The following is a 24,644-nucleotide window of genomic DNA, read 5'->3' as shown; positions in this document are numbered from 1 at the left end:
GCCGGAGGGCACCCATGGGCTATGGTGTAATTGGCAGCACGACTGATTCTGGTTCAGTTAGTTAAGGTTCGAGTCCTTATAGCCCAGCGATGGAATGGACGACGTGGCTCGCTGCTGCTAATCTTTTCCAGCCGCGGCCCCGTTGTGTAGCGGCCTAGCACGCCGCCCTCTCAAGGCGGTAGCGCGGGTTCGAATCCCGTCGGGGCTACCACCCGAAAACCCCCGGTTCGCCGGGGGTTTTCGCATTTCCAGACCAGAATTCCTTTCTCACCTCTACGTTGTGCCGGACAGTCACGGCACAACGTAGGGGTGAGAACATGCTTCGCGTCCACGACGTGAACTCGACGACGCGGTGACACGCGCAGCAGCCTGGTTGCTGCAGCGGGGGCTCACCAAGGGTGACCGCGTCGCGACCTACGGCAAGAACTCCGATGCCTACCTGATCGCCTTCCTCGCCTGCGCCCGCGCCGGGTTGGTGCATGTTCCCATCAACTTCGCCCTGACCGGTGATGAGCTCCAACACTTCTTCGATGACTCCGGGGCCTCTCTGGTGATGGTCGACCCAAGCCTCATGCCTCACATCGAAGCGGTGAACTCCCCTGAAGCCGTTCTCCTGCGCGATGGTGAGCGGTCCCTTCTCGACGCGGCACGCTCCCCCGAGCCCCCGCCCACGCTGGACGTCGACGTCTCCGACACCGATCTCGCCCAGCTGCTGTACACCTCGGGGACCACCTCTCGCCCCAAGGGCGCGATGATGACGCACAGGGCACTCGTCCACGAATACGTGTCGAGCATCACCGCGCTCGACTTCACCGCTGACGACGACCCTCTGCATGTCATGCCGCTGTATCACTCAGCTCAGATGCATGTCTTCATCATGCCCCAGCTCATGATCGGTGCCACCAACACGTTGATCGAGACCCCCGATCCCACCGATGTGTTGCAGCGTCTGACCCATGATGGGCACCGGTCGTTCTTCGCCGCACCGACGCTCTGGGTGGCCATCGCGAATCTTCCCGGTTTCGCCGACGCCGACCTGCCCCACATCCGCACGTGTTACTACGGGGCGTCGGTCATGCCCGGGCCCATCCTGGAACGCCTCACCGAACGTATGCCGAACGCCGGCTTCTACAACTGCTTCGGCCAGTCCGAGATCGCTCCCCTCGCCTGTGTCCTGCGGCCTGAGGAGCATGACGAGCGCCCCAATTCAGCCGGCCGCCCCGTGCTGATGGTGGAGATGAAGGTGGTCGACCCCGAGGGAAACGAAGTGGAACCGGGTGGCACCGGCGAGGTCGTCTATCGCTCACCCCAGCTCTGCGAGGGCTACTGGAACAACCCCGAAGCAACCGCCGAGGCTTTCCGCGACGGCTGGTTCCACTCAGGAGACCTCGTGCGCATCGACGATGCGGGATACATCGAGGTCGTCGACCGGATCCGCGATGTCATCAACACAGGCGGCGTGCTCGTGGCCTCCCGTGAGGTCGAGGACGCCCTCTACACCCACGAGCAGGTGGCCGAGGTCGCCGTCGTCGGCGTCCCCCACGAGAAGTGGGTCGAAGCGGTACACGCTGTCGTGGTGCCCAAGGAGGATGCCAGACCAGACCCCGACGAACTCATCGAGCATGTGCGTGAACGGCTCGCCCCGTTCAAGGTGCCCAAGAGCATCGAGCTGGCCCGGTCACTCCCCCGAAACGCGTCGGGGAAGATCCTCAAGCGTCAGCTGCGTCGCTCATGACCACGGTGGTCCGGGGCGTACGCGCTCGCACGTGCATGCCCCGGACCAGGACCACCGACACCAGCGTGATGCCGGCGAACACCGCCACGTCGCTGAACGCATCAGCCCACGTGACGTGGGTGATGGCACGGACCTCAGCGATCGAAGTGGTTCCGGCCGCCAACAACCACGCGAGCACGTTGTTGACGATATGCGCAGCCACGGCGGTCTCGAGACCACCGGTGCGCACCACGAGCCATCCGGCGACGATCCCGAAGGCGAAGCGACTGAAGAACAACGCCGGGCTCTGACCTCCGTGGAACAGCGCGAACAACGTGGCCGAACCAAGAATCCCCCACCAGGGCGACGCGGCGAAACCGCCGACCGCCTGCATCAGATAGCCGCGGAAGAACACTTCCTCGGCCATCGCCTGCAGGGGCGTGGTGAGCACGATGACCACGAGAAACCCCACGAAGCCTTCCTGCGCAGACCACGACGAAGGTCCGATGAACACCAGGTGGACGCCGAAGGCCACCAGCGCCACGGCCGTGCTGACCGCCAGCCACCGCCAACGAACACGTTGCTCCACCGAGATCAGGCACCGGGCCGACGCCCCGTGCACGCCGCGCACGATGAGGGCCGCGATCGGGATGAGCAGTGCGATCGACAGGTTCCCCGCCAACATGCCCGCAGGATTCTCGAACCCGATGGCAGCGGAACGAAACGCCGTCCACGGGCCGGCGTCCGCCACGACCCACCAGGCCCCCAGCAGCGCCTCCACGAACAGACCGGCAATCACCAGATAGCCGATGAGGCCGCCCAGCACACCCACCAGACCGGGCAACGGCGAGCGACCGGGCCTGCGCAGCAACTGCGGATACGCAACTCCCGGTTCGGGCTGGGTGATCGACACGTCAGAGTGCGGCGCGTGCTGCACGGAGCCGCGCAAGGGACGATTCGCGTCCCAGCAACTCCATCGACTCGAAGAGCGGTGGTGAGACCTTGGCCCCGCTGATCGCGCTGCGCAACGGACCGAATGCGTGCCGTGGCTTCAGTTCCAGGCCCTCCACCAGTGCTGCACGCAGCGCGGCTTCGATGGCCTCGGTGGTGAAGGGCTCAACGGCCTCCAGCGCAGCGACACCGGCGTCGAGGGTTGCCGCGTCGGTCTCCTTCGGACGGGCCTTCTCCTCGATCTCGATCTCATCGTCGGTCTTGAACAGGAACCCAGCCAACGGTACGACCTCGCTCAGAGTGTTCATCCGTGTCGAGACCAGCGGCGTCATGCCGGCGATCAGACGTTCCTGATCCGGTGACGGCGGGTCAGCCACGAGGCCGGCCGCCTGCAGGAACGGCACGAGCCGGGGACGCAGCTCATCCTCCGACAACATGCGGATGTGTTCGGCGTTGATGGCCTCGGCCTTCTTCGGGTCGAAGCGTGCCGGGTTGGCATTCACCCGCAGGATGTCGAAGGCTTCGACCATCTCGGCCATGGTGAACACATCGCGGTCCTCGGCAATCGCCCAGCCCAGCAGTGCCAGATAGTTGAGCAGACCCTCGGGCAGGAAGCCCCGCTCCTGATACTCGGCCAGGCCCGATCCCTCGTCCCGCTTCGACAGACGCTTGTTGCCGTTGCCCATCACGATCGGAAGATGACCAAAACGTGGCGTCCTACCCGAACCGATACCAAGGGCGGCGAGTGCTTCGTAGAGGACGATCTGACGCGGCGTCGACGAGAGCAGGTCCTCACCACGCAGGACGTGGGTGATACCCATCAGGGCGTCATCCACCGGGTTCACCAGGGTGTAGAGCGGATCGCCGTTGGCACGCACGATGACGTAGTCGGGCACGTTGGCCGAGTCGAAGCGCACCTCGCCGCGGACGAGATCGTCGAACACGATCTCGCGTTCGGGGATGTGCATGCGCACGACGAACTCACCGGCATCGATACGACGCTGCACCTCCTCGGCAGGCAGTGTCGGGCAGGGGTTGGCCGGATCACGATGCTGAGCCGACTTGCCGAGCTCCTCGACCTCCTCCTTGGTGTACACATCGCGGTAGGCGAAGCCACCGTCGATCAGCTGCGGCACGACCTCGTCGTAGATCTCACGGCGCTGCGACTGCTCATAGGGCCCATGGGGGCCACCGACCTCGGGGCCCTCATCCCAGTCCAAGCCCAGCCAGCGCAGCGAATCCAGGACGTTCTGACGTGACTCCGCGGTGCTGCGAGCAGCGTCGGTGTCCTCGAGACGCAACACGAGCTTGCCGCCGAAGTGCCGGGCGAAGGCCCAGTTGAACAGGGCACTGCGCACATTGCCCACGTGAAGGTTCCCGGTCGGCGACGGTGGGAACCGCACCCGCACCTCGCTGGGGTCGAGCCCGCCCAGTACGTCACGGTGAGCCGCGTCCGTCATCGAATCTCCTCCGCTTTCTCCTGTTGTTGACCCTGTTGGTCCATGATCGTGTTCTCCAGCGTTCCCATGCCCTCGATCTCGACGCTGATGCGCTGACCAGGCTCCACCAGGCCGACACCCTCGGGTGTGCCGGTGCAGATCAGATCCCCGGGCAGGAGCGTGGTGTAGGAACTCACGTGTTCCACCAGCTCACCGATCGAGCGCACCATGTCCGCAGTGGTTCCGTCCTGACGCACCTCGCCGTCAACCTTCGTCACGAGCCGCAGATTCTGCGCATCGGTGATCGAGTAGTGCGATGTGATCCAGGGCCCGATGGGGCAGCTGGTGTCGAAGCCCTTGGCGCGGCTCCATTGTCCGTCATTGCGCTGCCAGTCACGAGCGGTGAAGTCGTTGGCGATGGTGTAACCGAAGATGACGTCCTGCGCCTTGTCGGCGGGGACGTCCTTGCAGATACGTCCGATCACCACGGCGAGCTCTCCTTCGAAGGAGATCTCCTCCGCTCCCCTGGGCCAGAGCACGGGGGCGTCCGGCCCGATGACCGACGTGTTGGGTTTGAAGAAGGTCAACGGCGTCGCAGGGACCTGGCTGCCCATCTCGGCGGCGTGCTTGGCGTAGTTCCGTCCGACGCACACCACCTTCGAGCGCGGGATCACCGGCGCCAGGAGACGCACATCGGCCAGATCATGTCGTTCACCGGTGTACTGCACCGCCATGGCCATGGGGTCACCGCTGATGACGGCGATCGTGTCGGGGTGCTTGCCCCCGTCGGCTTCGAGCTCGACCAGACCGTAGGCCGGGTCGGACCCGGCAGTGAACCTCGCAACACGCATTTCGCCACCCTATCGCCGGTCGTGGGGGGATGCGTCGGCGACATACGCGGGCCCGCCGGGGGCAGATGCCGCATCCCCGCGCCCTGAGCCCTTGGGCCGAGTCTTGAACGACTCCTGGAACTCCTGGAACTCGGGTTTGGTCACCGACGACGCCTGCGCCCAGGACTCCAATGCCAACACGGTGTCCAGATCGGAGTGGGTCGCCACCTCCACACAGTGGAGCATCGACGCCACAAGCTCCGGTGGCCTGGCCGCATAGACCTCGGCGAGTTCGTGGGCCCGGGCCAGCGGGTCCTCGGCCACTTCGAGGGCAAGCCCCAGCCGCACGGCCGATTCGGCGTCGATCACCTCACCACCCAGGATGGCGGCCTTGGCACGCTGTGGGCCGAGTGCCCGCGTCAGGAACCACGTGGCACCACCACCGGGATGCAGGCCGATGTCGGCGAACGTGATGCCGAACTTGCCCCTGGCTCCACAGACGATGAAGTCACTGGCGAAGGCGATGTTGGCGCCTGCGCCGACCGCCGCGCCCTGCACGACCGAGATCGTCGGGATGTCGAGGTCACCGATAGCGAGGAAGGACGCGTAGACCTCGCTGAGTTCACCACGCAGCACCGAGACCGGGCGTGTGGTGTCTCCGAACAACGAGGTCAGATCGGCGCCCGCGCAGAAGGACTTCCCCTCCCCGCGGATGATCAGCGCTCGAGCAGAGGTGTCGGCGGCCACATCGCCGATGGCACTGCGCAATTGGGCGAGCATGCTGCGGTTGAGCGCATTGCGTCGGTGAGGGGCATCGAGGATCAGTTCGCGGATCGTACCGCTGGCTTCGAGACGGACTTCGGGCATGACAGCCTCCGGTGGGTCAACGCAGGTCGTTGGGGGAAACGCTCGGTAGTTCGGACGGGGACGAGGACGCGGTGAGCATCGGGTTCTGCTTCTGGATTTTGCGATGACGCCTGCGGTCGAACCAGTTGGGCGTCCGGATCGTCAGGGAACCAAGTGTCATGTGCCCGAAGAACGCCAGCGTCGGCATGCCCGGAGTGTGGCCCGCGGTCTTCTCCGACACCGTGCCCATGCCCCTGCCGACACGCAAGGTGTCGACGCCCCAGCCCACGGGAATGACGAACTTGATGTCCCCCATCCCGCCGGCGACGTCGACGCTGATGACCTCACTCACCGTCTGCGCCGAGCAACAGTCCAGGAAGACCGTTCCGGCACCGCCCCGCACCGAGATGAAAGGGGGCAAGGTCCATCCGCCCACGCGGCGTTGCGTTCCCCAGCCTGCGTCGAAGATCAACGGATCCTCCGGCGTGAACCCCGGAGAACCGATCAGATGCTCCGGGACCGATCCGACACGTGCCGGCTCCGGGTCGGTCGGCGAAGGATCGAGGAACTCACTGGGCAACGTCGAGGTCAGATCACGGACCACGTCATCAAGATCGCTGTACGTGCGCGCTCGCCCCAGAGCATCCAGCCGGTCGGCCAGTTCGGCGGCGTCGAGACGGCCATCGGCCTCGGCATTGCGCAGGACGCCGGACACGGCGTCGCGATCGGAGTCAGAGGCCCGCATAGCAGGATCCAACATGGTTCGGTTCCCCGTTCTGGTCGTCACCACACGCGTCTGCCCACACAGCACACGTCTGCCCACGCAACACACGTGGGCCGCATCATGGCAGTCTCAGCAGACCTGACGTGTCCACCCGTGGGTATCTTCGGCCCTACCGTACTGAATGTCCAGAAGGTGGTTACGCAGCTGCAAGGTGCGTTCACCGGCGTCATCACCCACATGGAACTCACCGGCATCGGACTTGAACACCCCGATCGGTGTGATCACCGCAGCGGTGCCGCACGCGAAGGCCTCACGGATCCGGCCGTCACGGATCTCCTGCAACACCTCATCGAGCACGATGGGACGCTCCACCGTCTCCATACCGAGGTCGGCAGCCACCTGCAGGACCGACGAACGGGTCACACCATGCAGGATCGAATCACTCAGCGGCGGGGTGACCAATCGGTCATCGGCGTCGAGGAAGAACACATTCATGCCGCCGAGTTCCTCCGCATGCTGTTTTGACCCGGCATCGGCGAACAGAACCTGCGAACACCCGTTCTCCGCGGCCTCCTGCTGCGCGATGAGAGAGGAAGCGTAGTTGCCGCCACACTTGGCCGCACCCGTACCACCGGCTCCGGCGCGGGAATAGGTCTTGGTGATCCAGATCGACACCGGTGCCACACCGGATGCGAAGTAGGCGCCGGCCGGCGATCCGATGACGTAGTAGTCCACCTCATGGGCGGCTCGCACGCCGAGGAAAGGTTCTGAGGCGAACATGAACGGCCGGATGTAGAGGCTCTCCTCACCTCCATCATGCGGTGTGGGAACCCAGGCTGCATCGGCCCGGATCAATGCCTCGATGCTCGCGATGAAGTCATCCACGTCCAGCTCGGGCAATCCCAACCGCTGCGCCGAACGCTGGAACCGCTCCCCGTTCTTCTCGGGGCGGAAGAGCCAAACCGAGCCGTCAGCGCGCCGGTACGCCTTGAGCCCTTCGAAAACTTCCTGGGCATAGTGCAGCACGGCGGAAGCGGGCGACAGCGTCAGGGGAGCATGGGGCACGATCGCGTCGTCATGCCACCCCTTGTCCGGCGTCCAGCGCGCGTGCGCCATGTGGTCGGTGAAATGCAGCCCGAAACCCGGATCGGCCAGGATGGCCTCCCGCTCGGCATCGGCGCATCGCTCAGCCAGGCCCTTGTCGTCAAACTTCATCGTTCTCCTCGATCCACTCAGGTGACAGGGATTCCTCAAGTACAAGGGGCGCCTCAAGTACTGCTCGCCACGCTATCGCAGCCTCCCGACCTCTGAGACACGATCAGATGATCCGCCAACAGCCGCCTATCGTGCTTGTGAACCACAAGCAGCCATGCAGAACACGATGAGAGTGTGAAGCCGTGAACGAGAACGAGTCCGTGACGAACGATCACGACACCGACGCAGCCAGTATCGGAGCGGGCGACAGCGGTACCCGATCGGTGAACATCGCCGTGATCGGCGGCGACGGCATCGGCCCCGAGGTGACGCGTGAGGCTGTGAAGGTGCTCGGCGCGGCCGTCGGCACCGATGCATTCACCACCACGGAGTTCGATCTGGGTGCGGATCGCTACCGCCGCGACGGGGAGATCTACCCCGCAGATGACATCGCCGAACTCGCAAAGGCCGACGCCATCCTGCTCGGCGCGGTCGGTGCCGAACCCGGAGCCACCGATGTGCCGAGCGGTCTCGTCGAACGTGGCTTCCTGCTGAGGCTGCGCTTCGCCTTCGACCACTACGTGAATCTGCGCCCGGCGCGGCTGTTCCCCGGCGTCGACGGAGTGCTCTCCGAGAGCATCACCAACGAAGCCCCGATCGACCTCGTCGTCGTCCGTGAGGGTACCGAGGGCTTGTACTGCGGCAACGGTGGCGTCGTACGTGCCGGCACGCCCCATGAGATCGCCACCGAGGTCAGCGTCAACACCGCCTTCGGTGTCGAACGCGTCGTGCGCGACGCCTTCGCCCGCGCCGCCGCCCGAAACGGGCATCTCACCCTGCTGCACAAGCACAACGTGCTGGTGAACGCCGGCGGCCTCTGGCGCCGCGTGGTGGCCGAGGTCGGGGCGGAGTATCCCGACGTCACCGTCGACTACGCACACATCGACGCGGCCATGATCCACCTGGTCACCGACCCCGCCCGCTTCGACGTCATCGTCACCGACAACCTGTTCGGCGACATCGTGACCGACCTCGCCGGAGCCGTGACCGGCGGCATCGGTCTGGCCGCCAGCGGCAACATCAACCCGACCGGCGCCTTCCCGTCGATGTTCGAGCCCGTGCACGGATCGGCCCCCGACATCGCAGGCCGAGGTCTCGCCGACCCGACGGCGGCGATCCTCTCAGCAGCCCTGCTCGCCGAACACCTCCGGCTCGGCGATGCGGCATCACAGATCCGCGACGCCGTGGCTGCACACCTGGCGTCCGGACCGGGATCGCTCACCACCAGCCAGATCGGCGACGCCATCGCCGACCGCCTCGGTTGATCTCATGACCACAGAGAGGCTCCCCGGCATCGTCACACGTGCGTTGCGTGCCAGTCTCGAGGCCGGGTTCGTGGACACGACCCGCACCGAGACCGGACGCCTGCTCGCCACACTCGCAGCCAGTGCCGATGGCCCCATCGCCGATTTCGGCACCGGCTGCGGGGTCGGCGCGGCATGGCTTCGGTGGGGCGCCCCCTCCGACCTCGAGGTTTTCACCGTCGAATCCGACGCCGGTCTCGCCCGGCGGGCTCTGGACGTCTTCGGATCCGACGCGATCACCGTGTTGCACGGAGACTGGAGCGACCTGGCCGAACATGGGCCCTTCGCCCTGCTCAGTGCGGGGGAAGCCGTCGCACGTCAGGACGTCAGCGGCGCCATGATCGACCTCCTGCGCCCGGGTGGTATCGCGGTGATCGACGATCTGGCTCCGCGTGGCTTCACCTCCAGCTACGATCCGGTGCGCCACTGCTGGCTCGATGATCCACGCCTGGTGGCGGCCGAGGTTCCAGTCAGCAGCGACGCCTGCGCCATCGTGGCAACGAAGTCCCGCGATGCGCGTATCTGATTGGTAACAAGCATCGGCTTCATTCGGAACCGGGAGTGTGGACGGGGCAGGATGGAGCATCATGACAACCCCACATCTCGACGCCCGCATCAAGGAGCGCAAGGCCCGCCGCAAGCGTGTCGCGATCGGCACAGCCATCATCGTGGCCATCGTGATCGTGACCATCGCAGTCGTCCTGAACCTCGCTGGGCGCTGGGGTGTGCCGGGTTTCTCCTTCCGCAACGAGTACGGCTCCACCTGCACCAATGACCTCACCGGCTATGTGTGTGATCCGATCACGCAGGAGAACGTGACCGCGGTGGCCGGGACGGACCTGCCTCCGGAGGCAGAACTCCTGGGCGGGCATTACACCGAATCGGGCAAGTGGTCGATGAGCGCACGCTTCCGGCTCCCCAAGTCCGTTGCGAAGGACACGGTCAAACAGCTCAAGGAAGACTTCGGCGGCTGCGTCGAGCATGCGCCGAGCACGTTGAAAACCGAACCGGGACTTTCTCGTTTCTGCGTCATGACCGACGAGAACGCTCCTGAGAAACAGTCCCCCGACAAGGCGTGGACCGTCACCACAGCCCGCGCCGAAAGTGGCGACACCATCATCCAGCTCGATGTGAGCGAACGCTGAAGCCACGGCGCGACACGGGACACCGCATGAGAAGGAGGCACCCGCCCGTGATGGGCGAGTGCCTCCTTCTCATGCGTCGGCCTCAGTGCATCAGCGCTGGGCAGTCCCCTCGACGTAGTCATCGTCACCGGACTTGATCCAGGCCATCATCGAGCGGAGCTCCTTGCCTGTCTTCTCGATGGGGTGCTTCTCGCTCTCCTCACGGAACTTCTTGAACTCCGGGGCCCCGGCCCGCTGATCGTCCATGAAACGCTGTGCGAAGGTCCCGTTCTGGATATCGCCCAAGACATCCTTCATGGTGGCGCGCACGTGGTCATCGATCACGCGCGGGCCGGAGACGTAGTCGCCGAACTCCGCGGTGTCGGAGCACGACCAACGCTGCTTGGCGATACCGCCCTCGTACATGAGGTCGACGATCAGCTTCAACTCGTGGAGACACTCGAAGTAGGCGACCTCGGGCTGGTAGCCGGCCTCGACGAGTGTCTCGAAACCGGCCTGGATCAGAGCCGAGGCACCACCACAGAGAACGGCCTGCTCACCGAACAGATCCGTCTCGGTCTCCTCGGTGAACGTGGTCTCGATACCCCCGGCACGCAGGCCGCCAATGGCCTTGGCGTACGACAGTGCGAGGTCCTTGGCGCCACCGGAGGCGTCCTGTTCCACAGCGACAAGCACCGGGACGCCACGACCGTCGACGTACTCGCGGCGCACGAGATGGCCGGGCCCCTTGGGGGCGACCATGCACACATCGACGTTCGCCGGCGGCTGGATGAATCCGTAGCGGATGTTGAATCCGTGCGAGAAGAACAGGGCCTTGCCCTCGGTGAGATGCGGCTCGACGGCCTCAGCATAGAGATCGGCCTGCACCTGGTCGGGGGCGAGGATCGCAATGAGGTCGGCCTCGGCAGCCGCCTCGGCCGGGGTCACGACCCGCAGGCCCTCGGCCTCGGCGCGTTCACGGCTCTTGGATCCCTCCCGCAGACCCACACGGACATCCACACCCGAGTCACGCAGCGAGAGAGCATGCGCATGGCCCTGCGAGCCATAGCCGATGATGGCGACCGAACGATTCTGGATGATGGACAGATCTGCGTCTGCGTCGTGGAACATATTGGCCACTGTGATCACGTTTCCTTTGCGTTCTTGATTGCTTTGGTGCGTTCTTGATTGCTTTGGTGCGTTCTTGATTGCTTTGGTTCTTCGGAAGAATTCGTTGATCTGTACGAGTCAGTATTGAGGGTCTGCACCGGCCACGGAGCCGGTACCATCCCTCAGACCACTCCTGTCCTCAGACCACTCCTGTCCTCAGACCACTCATGCCAAGTGGCATCAGACGATCAACTTGTGGGGATGGCGGGGTTTGTCGGAGATCGACCGGTTGCCACGCGAGAGCGCCACCTGACCGGACTGCGCGATCTCCTTGACACCGAACGGTTCCAGCATGTCGAGGAGGGCCTCGAGCTTCTGCCGGCTTCCGGTGGCCTCGATGATGACCGAATCGGTGGCCACGTCCACCACCTTGCAGCGGAACATCTGCACGACCTCGAGCACCTGTTGCCGGGTGTCGATGGTGGCCCGCACCTTGATCAGCGCGAGCCGACGACGCACGGCGCTCTCGTCGAGTTCGACGACCTTGAGCACCTCCACGAGCTTGTTGAGCTGTTTGTTGAGCTGCTCGAGGATCACATCATCGACGATGGCGACCAGGGTGATGCGCGATATCTCGGGACGCTCGGTGGGCCCCACGGCCAAGGACTCGATATTGAACCCACGCCGCGAGAACAACGCGGCGACGCGCGTCAGCACGCCGGGGCGGTTCATCACCTGCACGGCGAGGGTGTGGCGTTCAGCGGTCACAGCTCCTCCTCTTCCCATTCCGGCGCCATGTCCTTGGCCACCTGGATGTCGTCATTGCTCGTGCCAGCGGCAACCATCGGCCACACCATGGCGTCCTTGTGCACGACGAACTCCACCACCACAGGACGGTCGTCAATGGCCAGGGCCTGCTCGATGACGGCATCCACCTCATCGATATGTGTGGCACGGAGTCCGACGCACCCCATCGCCTCGGCGAGCTTCGGGAAGTCGGGGATCCGAGTCGACTGCAGGTTGGTGTTGGAGTACCTGCCCTCGTAGAACAGCGTCTGCCACTGGCGGACCATGCCCAATGACTCGTTGTTGATGACCGCGATCTTGACCGGGATGCCTTCCAGAGCACAGGTGACCAGCTCCTGGTTGGTCATCTGGAAGCATCCGTCGCCGTCGATGCCCCACACGATGGCGTCGGGCTGGGCGACCTTGGCCCCCATGGCCGCCGGCACGCAGTACCCCATCGTGCCCAGGCCACCGGAGTTCATCCATCGCGGTTTCTCATGCGGAAGAAAGTGCGCACACCACATCTGATGCTGGCCCACACCCGAGGCGAACCACGCGTCCGGACCGCTGAGCTCACCGATGCGCTTGATCACGTACTGCGGCGACAGGCTGCCGTCCTCCCACGCCTCCCAGCTGGTCGGGAATTTGGCCTTCATGGTCGCCAGTGTTCGCCGCCACGGATCCCACCGCGAGGTGTCGACCTCGTCGAGGTGCTCACGCAGTGCGGTGATGACCTCCCGGCAGTCACCGACGATCGGCACCTCGGCGTTACGGTTCTTCGAGATCTCCGCAGGGTCGACGTCAGCATGGATGACGCGGGCGTTGGGCGCGAAGGTGTCGAGCTTGCCGGTCACCCGGTCATCGAACCGTGTGCCGAGCGCGATCAACAGATCGGCACGCTGCAGCGCCCCCACCGCCGCGACGGTCCCGTGCATTCCGGGCATGCCCATGTGCAGATCCGACGAATCGGGATACGCGCCCCGGGCCATGAGAGTGGTGACGACGGGGATCTGCGTCTGCTCCACCAGTCCTTGGATTTCGTCGACGGCGTCTGCCTTGATGACGCCACCGCCCAGATAGAACACCGGACGTGTCGCCTCACAGATCTCCCGCGCCGCCTCACGCACCTGACGCCGATGCGGCCGTCGCGTCGGTTTGTAGCCGGGGATGTCGATGGTCTCGGGCCAGATGAACTCGCCTTCTGCCACCAGCGCGTCCTTGGTGATGTCGACCAACACCGGGCCGGGGCGACCGGTCGAGGCGATGTGGAATGCCTCGGCCACCGCCTGCGCGATGTCCTCGGGACGGTGCACCAGGAAGTTGTGTTTGGTGATCGGCATGGTGATGCCGCGGATGTCGGCCTCCTGGAAGGCGTCAGTCCCGATGGACCCGCTCCCCACCTGACCGGTGATCGCCACGATCGGCACCGAGTCCATGTGGGCATCGGCCAAGGGCGTCACCAGATTCGTGGCTCCGGGTCCCGATGTCGCCATGCAGACACCAACGCGTCCGGACGCCATCGCGTAGCCCTCGGCGGCGTGCCCCGCACCCTGCTCGTGTCGGACGAGGATGTGCCGGACGCCTTCGGCGTCATAGAGCGGATCATAGGCGGGGAGAATCGCCCCACCGGGAATGCCGAAGATGACCTCGGCCCCGGCCCGCTCAAGGGCGTTCACCAAGATGTGGGCACCCGGCATGGTCACCCGTTGCCGCGGCGCTGGAAGCGTCGCACCCCCGGATCCCACCGGATCGGTTTCGGTGATACTCACGGTTGTCCCTTTCACACCGGTTTGTCATGGGGCTCTCCCATAACAAAAAACCCTCGCTACCGATCGGGTAGGCGAGGGAGCGCGTCGACGGAGCTGTTGACTCAGCCGACACGCTGCATGATTACGAGAATTGCCGTACTCATGGCAAGCAGTATGCCGCACGATGGATTCGTGTCCAGGCTGTGTCACGTTTTGACATCGGTCACGGGACGTGACGCACATCACCCCGAAAATCAGCAACAATGAGGCCGCACATGTGGTCAACGTTGACCGCGCCGTACCTGAGGAGGTCTCTGCATGGCAGCCGACACCAGAAAACGTCAGAGTTTCGGAGGACGTAGTGCCTTCATCTTCGCCGCCGTCGGAAGCGCAGTGGGGTTGGGAAACATCTGGCGCTTCCCCTACCAGGCCTATGAGAACGGCGGTGGGGCCTTCCTGATCCCCTATCTGGTGGCCCTGCTGACCGCGGGCATCCCCTACCTGATCTACGAATTCGCGATCGGACACCGATTCCGCGGATCGGCCCCGGTCTCATATCGACGCATCCACCGCGCCGCCGAACCCATCGGCTGGTGGCAGGTCGGCGTCGCTGCGGTCATCACCATCTACTACGCCGCGATCATCGGGTGGTCGCTCAGCTACACCTTCTTCGCGTTCACCAAAGCCTGGGGTGATGACCCCGAAACCTTCATGATGAGCGATTACCTCCAGGTGTCGGACACAGTGGCGCCCGGACTCGACTTTGTTCCCGGCGTCCTGTTCCCGATGATCCTGATCTGGGTCATCGTGCTCGCGATCCTCGCCACCGGCGTCCAGAAGGGTCTGGGCCGTGTCTCACAGATCTTCATCCCGATCCTGTTGCTGGCCTTCGGCGCGCTCGTGATCATCGCCTTGACGCTGCCGGGCGCCGCGACTGGCCTCAACGCCTTCTTCACCCCCGACTTCTCGGCACTGCTCGACGCCAGCGTGTGGATCGCCGCCTACACCCAGATCTTCTTCTCGTTGTCGATCGGGTTCGGCATCATGGTCACCTACGCCTCCTACATGAAACGCCGCACCAATCTGACCGGTTCGGCCTTCACCGTGGGATTCGCCAACTCGAGCTTCGAGATCCTGTGTGGCATCGGTGTGTTTGCAACCCTCGGCTTCATGGCCAGCAATCTCGGCGTCGGCGTCGACGAGGTGGCCACTCAGGGCATCGGCCTGGCCTTCGTGGTGTTCCCCACGATCCTCAACGCAGCCCCGATGGGGAACCTGCTCGGTGTGCTGTTCTTCGGCAGCCTGGTGATCGCTGGCTTCACCTCGGTCGTCTCCCTTTCCGAGGTCGTCATCGCCGCCGTGGCCGACAAGACCGGCTGGAGCCGTGTTCCGAGCACCTTGGTGGTCGGTGGCGCTTTGGCGACCTTGTCGATCCTGTTCTTCTCCACCACGACCGGCCTGTCCCTCCTCGACACCACTGACGCATTCGTCAACGCGATCGGTATCGCCGGCGCCGCCGTCGTGGCGTTGGTCGTCGTGGGCTGGGTCCTGCGCCGTCTCCGCCCGATGTCCGACCACGTGAACGCGATCTCCAACATCAAGGTCGGTGGCCTGTTCCGGTTCCTTCTCGGTGGCGTCACCCCGGTGGTGCTCGCGGTGCTCGTGGCGCAGAAGCTCATCGAGTTCGCCACCGAGGGCTACGAGGGCTACCCCGGCTGGTTCCTCGGCGTGTTCGGCTGGGGTATGAGCGCCTCCCTCATCGTGGGAGCGGTGCTCCTGAGTTTCATCCCTTGGCATGGGCGCTCGGCGCTACACACCCAGCACACTCACGAGGACGTCGCCCCCGACGACGGTGACGGCACCGAAACCAACTCCAGCAACGACGAATCGGAGGTTCAGGCATGACTCCCATCGCCATCTCGATGATGCTCATCACCATGCTGATCGTCTGGGGCGGCCTCGCCGTGGCACTCGCCAACCTCATGAGGAACCCCGACCCCGAGGACGATTGATCATCCCCCAACCCTGATACGGCCATGACAGCTGTCGCAATGCAGCATCTGATCCATGATCGACACATCACCGAGCGTGGCAGGCCCTCAGATGCTGCACAACGGCCCTGAACATGCAACGGCCCTGAACATGCAACGGCCCGGGACCCCAACAGGTCCCGGGCCGTTGCAGTCAGCACCAACCGCTCAGCTACAGACGGCTCCCACCGCCGCGGACTGCACGGTCGCGGCGTACTTGGCCAGGACGCCTCGACGGGCGCGGGCCGGCGGCTCGGGCGCGGTCCAACGTTCCCGGCGGGCGGCGAGCTCCTCGTCGGAGAGATCCACCGTCAGGCTTCCCTTCGCGACATCCAAGGTGATCTGGTCGCCGTCCTCCACCAGGGCAATGGGGCCACCATCGGTGGCTTCGGGGGCGATGTGGCCGACACACAGGCCCGTCGTTCCACCAGAGAAGCGACCGTCAGTGATGAGCATGACGTCCTTGCCCAGACCCGCCCCCTTGATGGCACCAGTGATCGCAAGCATCTCTCGCATACCAGGGCCGCCACGCGGGCCCTCGTAACGGATGACGACGACATCGCCATGATCGATGCCGCCATCCTCGAGCGCATCCATGGCAGCACGCTCACCGTCGAAGACCCGGGCAGTGCCGGTGATGACATCGGTGTCGAAGCCAGCGCTCTTGACCACCGCACCCTCGGGGGCAAGATTGCCGTGCAGGATCGTGATACCGCCCGAGGGGTGAATGGGTTCGTCGATCGGACGCAGGATGTCACCGTCCAGCGCCGGTGGGGTGATGTCGGCGAGATTCTCGGCCATGGTCCTGCCAGTGACGGTGAGCACGTCACCGTGCATGAGACCGGCCTCGAGCAAGGCCTTCATGATGACCGGCACACCGCCCACGCGGTCCACGTCGCTCATCACATAGCGGCCGAAAGGCTTGAGGTCGCCCAGATGGGGAACCTTCGCGCCGATGCGGGAGAAGTCGTCCAGAGTGAGTGCGACTTCGGCCTCATTGGCGATCGCGAGCAGGTGCAGCACCGCATTTGTGGAACCACCGAAGGCCATGACCACGGCGATCGCATTCTCGAAGGCCTCCTTGGTGAGGATGTCACGCGCGGTGATGCCGCGGCGCAACATCTCCACCACCGCCTCGCCGGAGCGCCGGGCGAAGCCGTCGCGACGCCGATCCACAGCCGGCGGTGCCGCAGAACCGGGCAGGGACATGCCCAGCGCCTCAGCGGCCGAGGCCATGGTGTTCGCGGTGTACATGCCGCCGCAGGCACCTTCACCGGGACAGATGGCCTTCTCGACCTCGGTCACCTCCTCACGACTGATAAGTCCCTTCACGCAGGCACCCACAGCCTCAAAGGCATCGATGATCGTGACATCCTTGTCACCGACCTTGCCGGGCAGGGTCGAACCGGCATAGAGGAAGACCGACGCCAGGTCCAGCCGAGCAGCGGCCATCAGCATGCCGGGCAGGGATTTGTCGCATCCGGCCAGCAGCACCGATCCGTCCAGACGCTCGGCCGACATCACCGTCTCGACCGAATCGGCAATGACCTCACGCGAGACCAGCGAATAATGCATGCCCTCATGCCCCATGGAGATGCCATCGGAGACCGAGATGGTCCCGAACTCCAACGGATAGCCACCACCGGCATGGACGCCGTCCTTGACCGCCTTCGCGAGCCGATCCAAGGAAAGGTTGCACGGGGTGATCTCATTCCAGCTCGAGGCGACACCGATCTGCGGCTTCGCGAAATCGTCATCGCCCATGCCCACCGCACGCAGCATGCCGCGAGCAGCAGTGGATTCGAGACCATCGGTGACGGCGCGGGAACGGGGCTTGATATCCGGGTGATCGACCATGGCCACAATCTATCCCCGCGAACCGACCACGACGAGCACGCCCACAGCCCGGACCCAGAACCCACAGCGCATCACAGCGCGATGCGACGCCCCACCGGAGACACCGCCGACCGGACGCCCCCTCGTGCGCCCCGGAACGTCCACACCAGGGAGAGCAGCAGGATGCCGACTCCGAGCACCGGTGTCACCTCCACAGCGATGCGTTGATACCAGGTGAACTCGAGCTCGCGTCCCTCACCGTAAGGAAGGAACGTGAGAGGGATGCACAGAGCCACCCACCCCGACCACAGCAACGACGCCACGCGGATCACCAGCGGCAGTCCCCCAGCCAGAGCGCCCAGCGCCAATGGCACGAGCCACACATGATGATGGGTCCAGGAGATCGGTGAGACCAGGCATGTGGTCAGCCCCACCAGACCGACCACCCAGACGCGGTGGGCCCAGCGAGTTCCGGGGTCCGTCGAGCGATCCCACAACACCGCACCGATGTACACCGCGCCAAGGGCCAACAGCCCCGCGAGCCCGAGGAAGGCAAGACCGGCCCACACCGAACCGAACTCCCGATCGGCGAATGCGGCCAAGGACTGATTCCCCGAATAGACCGGGTCGCCATACATGTCACCGGTCACGACCTTGCGCACGAACGCGAGACTTTCATGGGGCAGGATGAGCGCGCCGAATCCTGTGAGGAAACCGAAGGAAGCCAGTGCACCCCAGGCGTGACGCCAGCGCCGAACGGCGAACAGCAGCACGACGAACAGCAACGGGGTGAGCTTCACCGCAGCGGCCAGCCCGATCCAGGTACCAGCGGGAAACCAGCGCCGACGCTGTGGATGCGGGAGCAGATCGGCCACGACGAGCGCCATCAACATGGTGTTGATCTGGCCGTAGCCGAGCGTTGTACGGATCGGTTCGACCGCGAGAACGAGGGTCACCATTGCCCACGCCATGGGAACCCCGCGTCCAACACCGCATCGTTTCAGCACGACCCATTGCGCGAACAACCCACCGAGGGTCCACACCACCTGCAGTACCGCCGAGGGCAACACACCGAACGGCACCATCACAATGGCCGCGATGGGCGGATAGATGAAGGGAAGATGGGCGATGGAGGCGCGCGTTTCATAGATGTCGCCACCGCCGAGCAGGTCAGCCACGGTGACCCGATAGACCTCGAGATCGAGCATCGCCGGACGCCACGGCACAGCATCACCGCTGGCGATGATCCACGGCAACAACGCGAATGCGACGATGCCGGCCGGCAGGAACTCCAACGCCCATCGGGCGGCATACGCCCGCGTCATACTCATCGACGTGCAGAACCTGCGAGGTCGATCTCCGCGGGCAGGCGCTCCCCCGCGAGCCAGGCACGCAGTGAAGCGGCGAGGAGCTTGTCACGCCGCCGTTCGAAGCAGTCGGCCATGCCACCCACGTGGGGGCTGATGAGCACCCGGGGCGTGGTCCACAACGGGTGCTCCGGCGGCAGGGGCTCGGGATCGACCACATCCATGGCCGCCCCGATCCGCCCGTTCTCGGCGATGAGGGCCTCGGTGTCGACGACCGGTCCCCGGGCAACATTCACCACGAGCGCGTCATCGTGCAACAACGCGAGCCTCTCGGCGTCGAGGAGATGCCGGGTGTCATCGGTCAGTGGGCAAGCGAGAACGACGATGTCGGCCTTCGGCAGCAGATCGTCGAGATCGGTGAAGGCATGGATACCGTCGCGTGCGGTGCGGGCCACCAGCGTGATGCTCGCAGGCTCGAAGACCTCGAGCCGTTGCTGGATGGCACGTCCGATATTGCCGGGCCCGACGAGCAGGATGTGCTTGTCGGCGATGCTGCGTCCGGGCATCGGCTCCCAGCGTCCGGCACTCTGGTTCCGGGCGGCCACGTCGATATTGCGGCCATGGGCGATCATGAGGCCGAGCGCGATCTCAGCCGTGGCGGTGTCATGGACGCCACGGCCGTTCGCCAACCGCACCCCCTCGGGGACCGCGGGCAACACGTCCTCATAGCCGGCGGACTGCAGCTGCACGACCTCGAGGTTCACCATCTCGTCGACACGTGCCAGAGCCCGCGCCCCGGAGAAATACGGCTGCACGAGGAACTCGACCAAGGCCGGATCCTCCGGCAGCTGGTCGGCGTCGGGGAACGGAACGACGCGGAGCCCTTCGGGGATGCCACCCAATGCGGCGGCTGCGGCGTCGACCGACTCGTGGGGCACCCATGCGGTGCGGGTCATGTGCTGGCTCCTTCCAATCGAACGGGGAATCCGGCGTCAGCCAGGGCCGACTTCACGTCGGCGACCGCCACCTTCCCGAAGTGGAAGACGCTGGCGGCCAGGATCGCATCAGCCCCAGCCTGTGCGGCCTGCACGAAGTGCTCCACCGCACCGGCACCGCCGGAGGCGATGAGGGGAACATCCACTGCGGCGCGGACATCGGCGAGCATCTCCAGGTCGAAGCCATTGGTGGTGCCATCGGCGTCCATGGAGTTCAGCAGGACCTCACCGACGCCGAGTTCGCAGGCCTGCCTGGCCCACGCGATTGCATCGAGGCCTGCGCTCTCGGTACCTCCATGGGTGGTGACGCCATAGCCGGACGGCTGCCCCGCCTCACGACGTGCGTCGACCGACAGCACCAACACCTGGTTGCCGAATCGCTCGGCTATCTCCGAGATCAACTCGGGACGCCTGATCGCAGCGGTGTTGATCGAGACCTTGTCGGCGCCGGTGCGCAGCAACGCGTCCACATCATCGACACTCCGCACACCACCCCCCACGGTCAGCGGAACGAAGACGGTCTCGGCAGTTCGGGCAACGACTGCACGCGTGGTGGCGCGTCCCTGCGACGAGGCCGAGATGTCGAGGAACGTCAGTTCGTCGACGCCCGCATTCCCGTAGGCCGCGGCGAGTTCCACCGGGTCACCGGCGTCCCGCAGATTGGTGAAGTTGACGCCCTTCACCACTCGGCCGTCGTGCACATCCAGGCACGCGATCACACGAATCGCCACACTCATCTCGTTCCCCTGACCGCCGGGTTGACTTTGCGGTCACGGTACCGGGTCGAGCCTCACCTGCGGCGGATGCAGACGCCTCCGAGTGTCAGCAGTGCCATGGCAGCCATGCCCGCACCCGCCAGTCCGGGTGTCGAACCTGTCGACGGCAGCGTGCGACCACCTCCGCGATCAGCTCCCGGTGCAGGAGCCCCTGTCGGGACCGGATCCTCACTGGGGGCGGGGTCCTCAGACGGCACTGGGTCCTCGGACGGTGCTGGGTCCTCGGACGGCTCGGGCGTCGGGTCCTGGCTGGGCGTGTCGGAGGGCTCTGGTGTTTCAGAAGGCGCGGGCGTTTCAGAAGGCTCGGGCGTTTCAGAAGGTTCAGGCGTTCCGGTGGGTTCAGGCGTTGGCGTCGATCCAGCGACCGTGAAGGTGTGGGTGGCAGTGTGCCCGTTGACGGTCAGTTCCACGGTGACCTCGCCTGATTCCTGTGGCAGGAAGGTGATGGCGTGGGTGGTCGGGTCGATCACAGCCTTCGTGCCTTCGGGTGCGTCGTCAATGGCACCCACGTGGACTCCTGCGCCTCCCCAACACATCGACATCGGCCAGGAGACGGGCATCTTCTCGCCGTCCTGGGTGAATGCGGCGGAGAGGTCGAGGGTGTCCCCCACCGACGCTGTGTCCGGTGCGGTGATGGCCAGTGTGTCCGCGTCGATGTAGGGGCGGGTCTGCACCTGGAGCCAATCGGTGGCCGGAGCCTCACCAGGCGCCGAGGGGTCAATCCCCAGCATCGTCCAGCCGAGCCAACCGCCCCAATCCGGCGTCGAGTGCGGGTTCTTGCCCGAGTTGCCGTTCGTGTGATGGATGACACCTTCGGTCTGACGCGTGTGGAACGCGCCGACGTGGCCGTTGATCACTCCGATGTGCTTCCCACCCGCACGGAAATCGGCGAACCACTGCTCGAGCATGGCTGCCTCGTGGCGGTCCGACAGCTGGCTCGCCTTGGTCGGCAGGAAGTCCTCGGTGGGGTGGTGGAACATGACCAGAACGCCGGACACCTCGGGGTCCTCGGCAGCCGCATCGAGTTGCTCACGCAACATCCTCACCTGTTCGAAGTCATCGCCGATGCGCCCCGAGGAACTGTCGAGGGTGATGATCCGGGTCCCATCGAGATCCGTGTGCGTGTGGCTGTCGCCGAAATGCTCGCGGAAGTTCTCGATGGGCTCGCCCATGACCTCGTGGTTGCCCGGCACATATGTCCAGGGGATGTCGCCCAGTTCCTCGTCGAGGACGCGGCGAGCCAGTTCGAAGTCCTCATCACGACCCTCGTCCACCAGGTCACCGACGATGTAGACCCCGTCGGGGCTCTCCGCAGCGATTTCCCTCAGTGTGCGGCGAGCACCTTCGACCAACGGACTGTCGGGCTCACGTCCGACGAACTGTGCATCGGACATGACCGCGATCCGTTGCGGACGCTCGCCGGTCGAGCATCCGTCGGCGACCGCCGAATCCTTCCAGCGAGCTTCGGCCGGCGCTTCGACCGGCGGGGAGTATGTCACCTCGATGTCGTCGAACACGACGGTCGTCTTGTACTTCAAGGACGCGTCGGTCTCATAGAAGCCGATCTTGTACCAAGCCTGCGGTGTCGCATATCCGGCGGGGACCTCGAAGGTGACCTGTTGCCACTCGGTCGTCTTCTCGATGCGCGATCCGTAGATGGTGCCCATCTCCTCCGCGCCGTTGTTGACCTCGGCGTAGATCATGGGCTGGTTCTCGCCATCGCCCTTGACCCACGCGGTCAGCGTCAACGGCTGCCCCGGCAGTTCGAAGCCACCCATGGGGTCCTTGGTCCACAGGTTCGAGGTGCGCGTGGCCGTGTCCTGACTGAAATCCATGGTCAATGCGACGCCGGAGTCGTCCTCGCGTCCCGGCGCGTCCTCGGCGCTGACGGTCGAACGAGCGCCGTCGGTGTCGTAGGCCGCCGCACCCTCCTCGAAGGTCGTGACCAGCTCGGTGTCCTGGCCCACGGCGAAGGCGACCTCGGCGGTATGGCCCTGCACCGTGAGCTTCAGCCGCCCGGCGCCCTCATCGACCAGGGCCTTGGCGGCCAATGCCTCCTTCTCCCCAGGCACGATGTCGATCATGCCGTCGGCTCCCTCGATCTCGATGTCGGCCGGATCGATCGGTGCCGCATAGCCTTCGGCGTCATAGCCGGTGAGGGTGAACTCGGCGGTGTCGCCCTTCTTGGGCATCTGCAGCGTCTGGGCCGACGCCTCGACGCGCACCAGTTCGCCGAGCACTCGCATTCCGGTGGTGGCCTCCACATCCCCGCTGGTGGCGCTCACCTCCGCCGCGCCCGGGGCGACGCCCGTCACGGTGCCGTCGGACACCTTCAACACACCGTCGTCGCTGCTGCCCCAGGCGTCGATGCCTGCTTCGACAGGTCGTCCCCCGGCGTCGTGGGGTTGTGGAGTGATCGTGCGATGCAGCCCGGGGAACACCGCATCGGTCCGCTCGCCCGCGGGGAGCTCCAGGTCGATCCCGGCCAGTTCACCATCGCTGGCGTCGCTCGTGATGCCCAGACCGTTGGCCACTTCCCGTTCCTGCCCGTCGGAAGGATCGTTGATGACGCCGGGATCCTCGTCACCGGGGTCACGCCCCACCATCGTGGTGGAACCTCCTCCATCGAGGTTCATGGCGTTCTCCGCGCCCAGTTCGATCATGAGCCGGCCTAGTTCGGGCAGGGTCATGCCGCGGCTCGCGTCGGTGCGGCCCTCGACGGCCACCAGATACATGGTGGAGCCATCGGCGCTGAAACCGACGGCGGTACGCGGATGCATGGTGGTGATCAGGGGATCCTCGGCCTCTTCGATGGGCCGGCCGTCCTGGGCCACCTGGTAGTGACCGCCGACCGCGACCTGCAGGTCCTCGGCGGAGGCACCGATCTCGATGTCGACGCGGTCCCCCACCGCGAGCGTCTGCAGTGCCTCGATGGCTTCGGTGCCGCGGGCCATCACCACTCGCTCCCCCGCACCGATGGCCGCTTCACCAGCCAGATCCACCTCTGTTCGTGTGACCTCACCGTTCGGCCCCAGTGCGACGGCGAAGCCCTCCGCCCCGTCCAAGGAGCGTCCCAACGGGAAGGTGCCCCAGTTCTCGTCGTAGACGACCATCCCATCAGCCATCTTCTGGACATTGAGCCCAAGCAGTTCATGATCATCGCCGCCGAAGGAGACGGTGCCATCGAGGATCAGGTCGGCGATCGTCCCGAGACGGTCATTGTCGATCATGACCGATTTCGGGGCGTACTCGGAGTTGGCCGATGTGCGGGCCTGCCCCGCATCGACTCCGTTACCGAGTGGCGCCCCGGAGTTGTTGATGTCGAAGAAGTCACCGTTCACGGCGAAGTCCGCGTCCTCGGCCTCGACCATGGATGAGACGGTGCCGACGCCGGCGACCTTTCCGGTGTCGAGGTAGTTCGGAGTGTTGCGGGACAGGTCCACTTCGAGAACGTCGATACGGTTCCGGCCCTCGGGATCGATCCGTTCGTAGTGCGACTGTGTGATCCCTGCAGCCACTTCCTCGGTGGTGGATTCGGTGATGATGGCGCGTCCGCCGTCGGTCGGACCGGGGAGTTCCGCTGCGGCCTGACCTGCCCCGATTCCAGCGGTTCCCAGACAGATGCCGAGGGTGAGCATCAGTGCCAAGAACAGCTTTCCGGCACGTTGCAGGGTGCCAAGGTGAAGCGGTGTTCGGGTCATGGGTGGGGTCACAGCGATCATGCCTCTCGCGTTCCGGGGGTGGGGTGAGCGGGAAAACGCCCCGGACGCTAATGAGGGTCGGTGTCACGTGCGTTAACGATGGGAAACATCAAGTGACACAGACATCACGAACACTCGAACAACACCCAGACGATGTCATCGATCGGGC

General features: G+C 65.2%; 19 protein-coding genes, 2 tRNA genes and 1 pseudogene. 8 read left to right on the top strand and 14 right to left on the bottom strand.

Annotated features, from left to right (window positions below):
- Positions 1-15 precede the first annotated feature (15 nt).
- The 3 genes and pseudogenes from FB460_RS12740 to FB460_RS12730 all read left to right on the top strand — a co-directional run.
- Positions 16-87, top strand: a tRNA-Gln gene (locus FB460_RS12740).
- A 48-nt stretch (positions 88-135) separates the two neighbouring features.
- Positions 136-211, top strand: a tRNA-Glu gene (locus tag FB460_RS12735).
- 135 nt (positions 212-346) lie between these two features.
- A pseudogene (locus FB460_RS12730) lies at positions 347-1,735 on the top strand (fatty acyl-CoA synthetase); the annotation flags it as partial.
- Here the strand turns inward: FB460_RS12730 and FB460_RS12725 are convergent.
- The 6 genes from FB460_RS12725 to FB460_RS12700 all read right to left on the bottom strand — a co-directional run bounded on the left by FB460_RS12725 (position 1,710) and on the right by FB460_RS12700 (position 7,719).
- Complete coding sequence (locus FB460_RS12725; RefSeq protein ID WP_142094582.1) at positions 1,710-2,627, bottom strand: CPBP family intramembrane glutamic endopeptidase; 918 nt, start codon at positions 2,625-2,627, stop codon at positions 1,710-1,712. The pseudogene FB460_RS12730 and the gene FB460_RS12725 sit on opposite strands and share 26 nt — an antisense overlap.
- A gap of 1 nt (position 2,628) precedes the next feature.
- Positions 2,629-4,125, bottom strand: a complete 1,497-nt coding sequence (gltX, locus tag FB460_RS12720) for a glutamate--tRNA ligase (protein WP_142094581.1) — start codon at positions 4,123-4,125, stop codon at positions 2,629-2,631.
- Entirely contained in the window at positions 4,122-4,955 is an 834-nt protein-coding gene (locus tag FB460_RS12715; protein ID WP_142094580.1) for a fumarylacetoacetate hydrolase family protein, read from the bottom strand. Before FB460_RS12715 ends, gltX begins: the two co-directional genes overlap by 4 nt.
- A gap of 9 nt (positions 4,956-4,964) precedes the next feature.
- The gene (locus tag FB460_RS12710) at positions 4,965-5,801 is read right to left on the bottom strand and encodes an enoyl-CoA hydratase (RefSeq protein ID WP_142094579.1); all 837 of its coding nucleotides are present in this window, start codon (positions 5,799-5,801) and stop codon (positions 4,965-4,967) included.
- A gap of 16 nt (positions 5,802-5,817) precedes the next feature.
- A complete protein-coding gene (locus tag FB460_RS12705) occupies positions 5,818-6,540 on the bottom strand; it encodes a DUF1707 SHOCT-like domain-containing protein (RefSeq protein ID WP_142094578.1) in 723 nt (240 codons plus the stop codon).
- Positions 6,541-6,633: 93 nt separating this feature from the next.
- Complete coding sequence (locus FB460_RS12700) at positions 6,634-7,719, bottom strand: branched-chain amino acid aminotransferase (RefSeq protein ID WP_142094577.1); 1,086 nt, start codon at positions 7,717-7,719, stop codon at positions 6,634-6,636.
- Positions 7,720-7,982: 263 nt separating this feature from the next.
- Between FB460_RS12700 and FB460_RS12695 the strand changes: the two genes are divergently transcribed.
- From FB460_RS12695 to FB460_RS12685, 3 genes are all read left to right on the top strand, one after another.
- Positions 7,983-9,023 (top strand): 3-isopropylmalate dehydrogenase, encoded by a 1,041-nt coding sequence (locus FB460_RS12695; protein WP_142094617.1) that lies wholly within the window; start codon positions 7,983-7,985, stop codon positions 9,021-9,023.
- Between the two features lie 4 nt (positions 9,024-9,027).
- Complete coding sequence (locus FB460_RS12690) at positions 9,028-9,588, top strand: O-methyltransferase (protein WP_142094576.1); 561 nt, start codon at positions 9,028-9,030, stop codon at positions 9,586-9,588.
- 61 nt (positions 9,589-9,649) lie between these two features.
- Entirely contained in the window at positions 9,650-10,207 is a 558-nt protein-coding gene (locus FB460_RS12685) for a hypothetical protein (RefSeq protein ID WP_142094575.1), read from the top strand.
- A gap of 90 nt (positions 10,208-10,297) precedes the next feature.
- Here the strand turns inward: FB460_RS12685 and ilvC are convergent, their stop codons facing one another.
- The 3 genes from ilvC to FB460_RS12670 form a co-directional block, all read right to left on the bottom strand.
- The gene (gene ilvC, locus FB460_RS12680) at positions 10,298-11,317 is read right to left on the bottom strand and encodes a ketol-acid reductoisomerase (protein WP_142094574.1); all 1,020 of its coding nucleotides are present in this window, start codon (positions 11,315-11,317) and stop codon (positions 10,298-10,300) included.
- 219 nt (positions 11,318-11,536) lie between these two features.
- Positions 11,537-12,064, bottom strand: a complete 528-nt coding sequence (gene ilvN / locus FB460_RS12675) for an acetolactate synthase small subunit (protein WP_281281854.1) — start codon at positions 12,062-12,064, stop codon at positions 11,537-11,539.
- Complete coding sequence (locus FB460_RS12670; protein ID WP_142094616.1) at positions 12,061-13,779, bottom strand: acetolactate synthase large subunit; 1,719 nt, start codon at positions 13,777-13,779, stop codon at positions 12,061-12,063. Before FB460_RS12670 ends, ilvN begins: the two co-directional genes overlap by 4 nt.
- Positions 13,780-14,148: 369 nt before the next feature.
- Between FB460_RS12670 and FB460_RS12665 the strand changes: the two genes are divergently transcribed.
- Positions 14,149-15,735, top strand: a complete 1,587-nt coding sequence (locus tag FB460_RS12665) for a sodium-dependent transporter (RefSeq protein ID WP_142094572.1) — start codon at positions 14,149-14,151, stop codon at positions 15,733-15,735.
- The gene (locus tag FB460_RS12660; protein ID WP_142094571.1) at positions 15,732-15,842 is read left to right on the top strand and encodes a methionine/alanine import family NSS transporter small subunit; all 111 of its coding nucleotides are present in this window, start codon (positions 15,732-15,734) and stop codon (positions 15,840-15,842) included. Before FB460_RS12665 ends, FB460_RS12660 begins: the two co-directional genes overlap by 4 nt.
- Before the next feature lie 186 nt (positions 15,843-16,028).
- On the opposite strand, the gene ilvD is transcribed toward FB460_RS12660, so the two are convergent.
- From ilvD to FB460_RS12635, 5 genes are all read right to left on the bottom strand, one after another.
- Positions 16,029-17,717, bottom strand: coding sequence for a dihydroxy-acid dehydratase (gene ilvD, locus FB460_RS12655; RefSeq protein ID WP_142094570.1), 1,689 nt, complete (start codon positions 17,715-17,717; stop codon positions 16,029-16,031).
- A 71-nt stretch (positions 17,718-17,788) separates the two neighbouring features.
- Positions 17,789-19,027 (bottom strand): glycosyltransferase 87 family protein, encoded by a 1,239-nt coding sequence (locus FB460_RS12650; protein WP_142094569.1) that lies wholly within the window; start codon positions 19,025-19,027, stop codon positions 17,789-17,791.
- Positions 19,024-19,959 (bottom strand): NAD(P)-dependent oxidoreductase, encoded by a 936-nt coding sequence (locus FB460_RS12645; protein ID WP_142094568.1) that lies wholly within the window; start codon positions 19,957-19,959, stop codon positions 19,024-19,026. Before FB460_RS12645 ends, FB460_RS12650 begins: the two co-directional genes overlap by 4 nt.
- Complete coding sequence (gene hisF / locus FB460_RS12640) at positions 19,956-20,735, bottom strand: imidazole glycerol phosphate synthase subunit HisF (protein WP_142094567.1); 780 nt, start codon at positions 20,733-20,735, stop codon at positions 19,956-19,958. Before hisF ends, FB460_RS12645 begins: the two co-directional genes overlap by 4 nt.
- A 53-nt stretch (positions 20,736-20,788) precedes the next feature.
- Positions 20,789-24,475, bottom strand: a complete 3,687-nt coding sequence (locus tag FB460_RS12635; protein ID WP_170210103.1) for a phosphodiester glycosidase family protein — start codon at positions 24,473-24,475, stop codon at positions 20,789-20,791.
- Between the last annotated feature and the right edge of the window lie 169 nt (positions 24,476-24,644).

The organism is Propioniferax innocua, from assembly GCF_006716235.1.
GTDB classification, from domain to species: Bacteria; Actinomycetota; Actinomycetes; order Propionibacteriales; family Propionibacteriaceae; genus Propioniferax; species Propioniferax innocua.
This window is presented reverse-complemented; position numbering and strand designations above follow the sequence as displayed.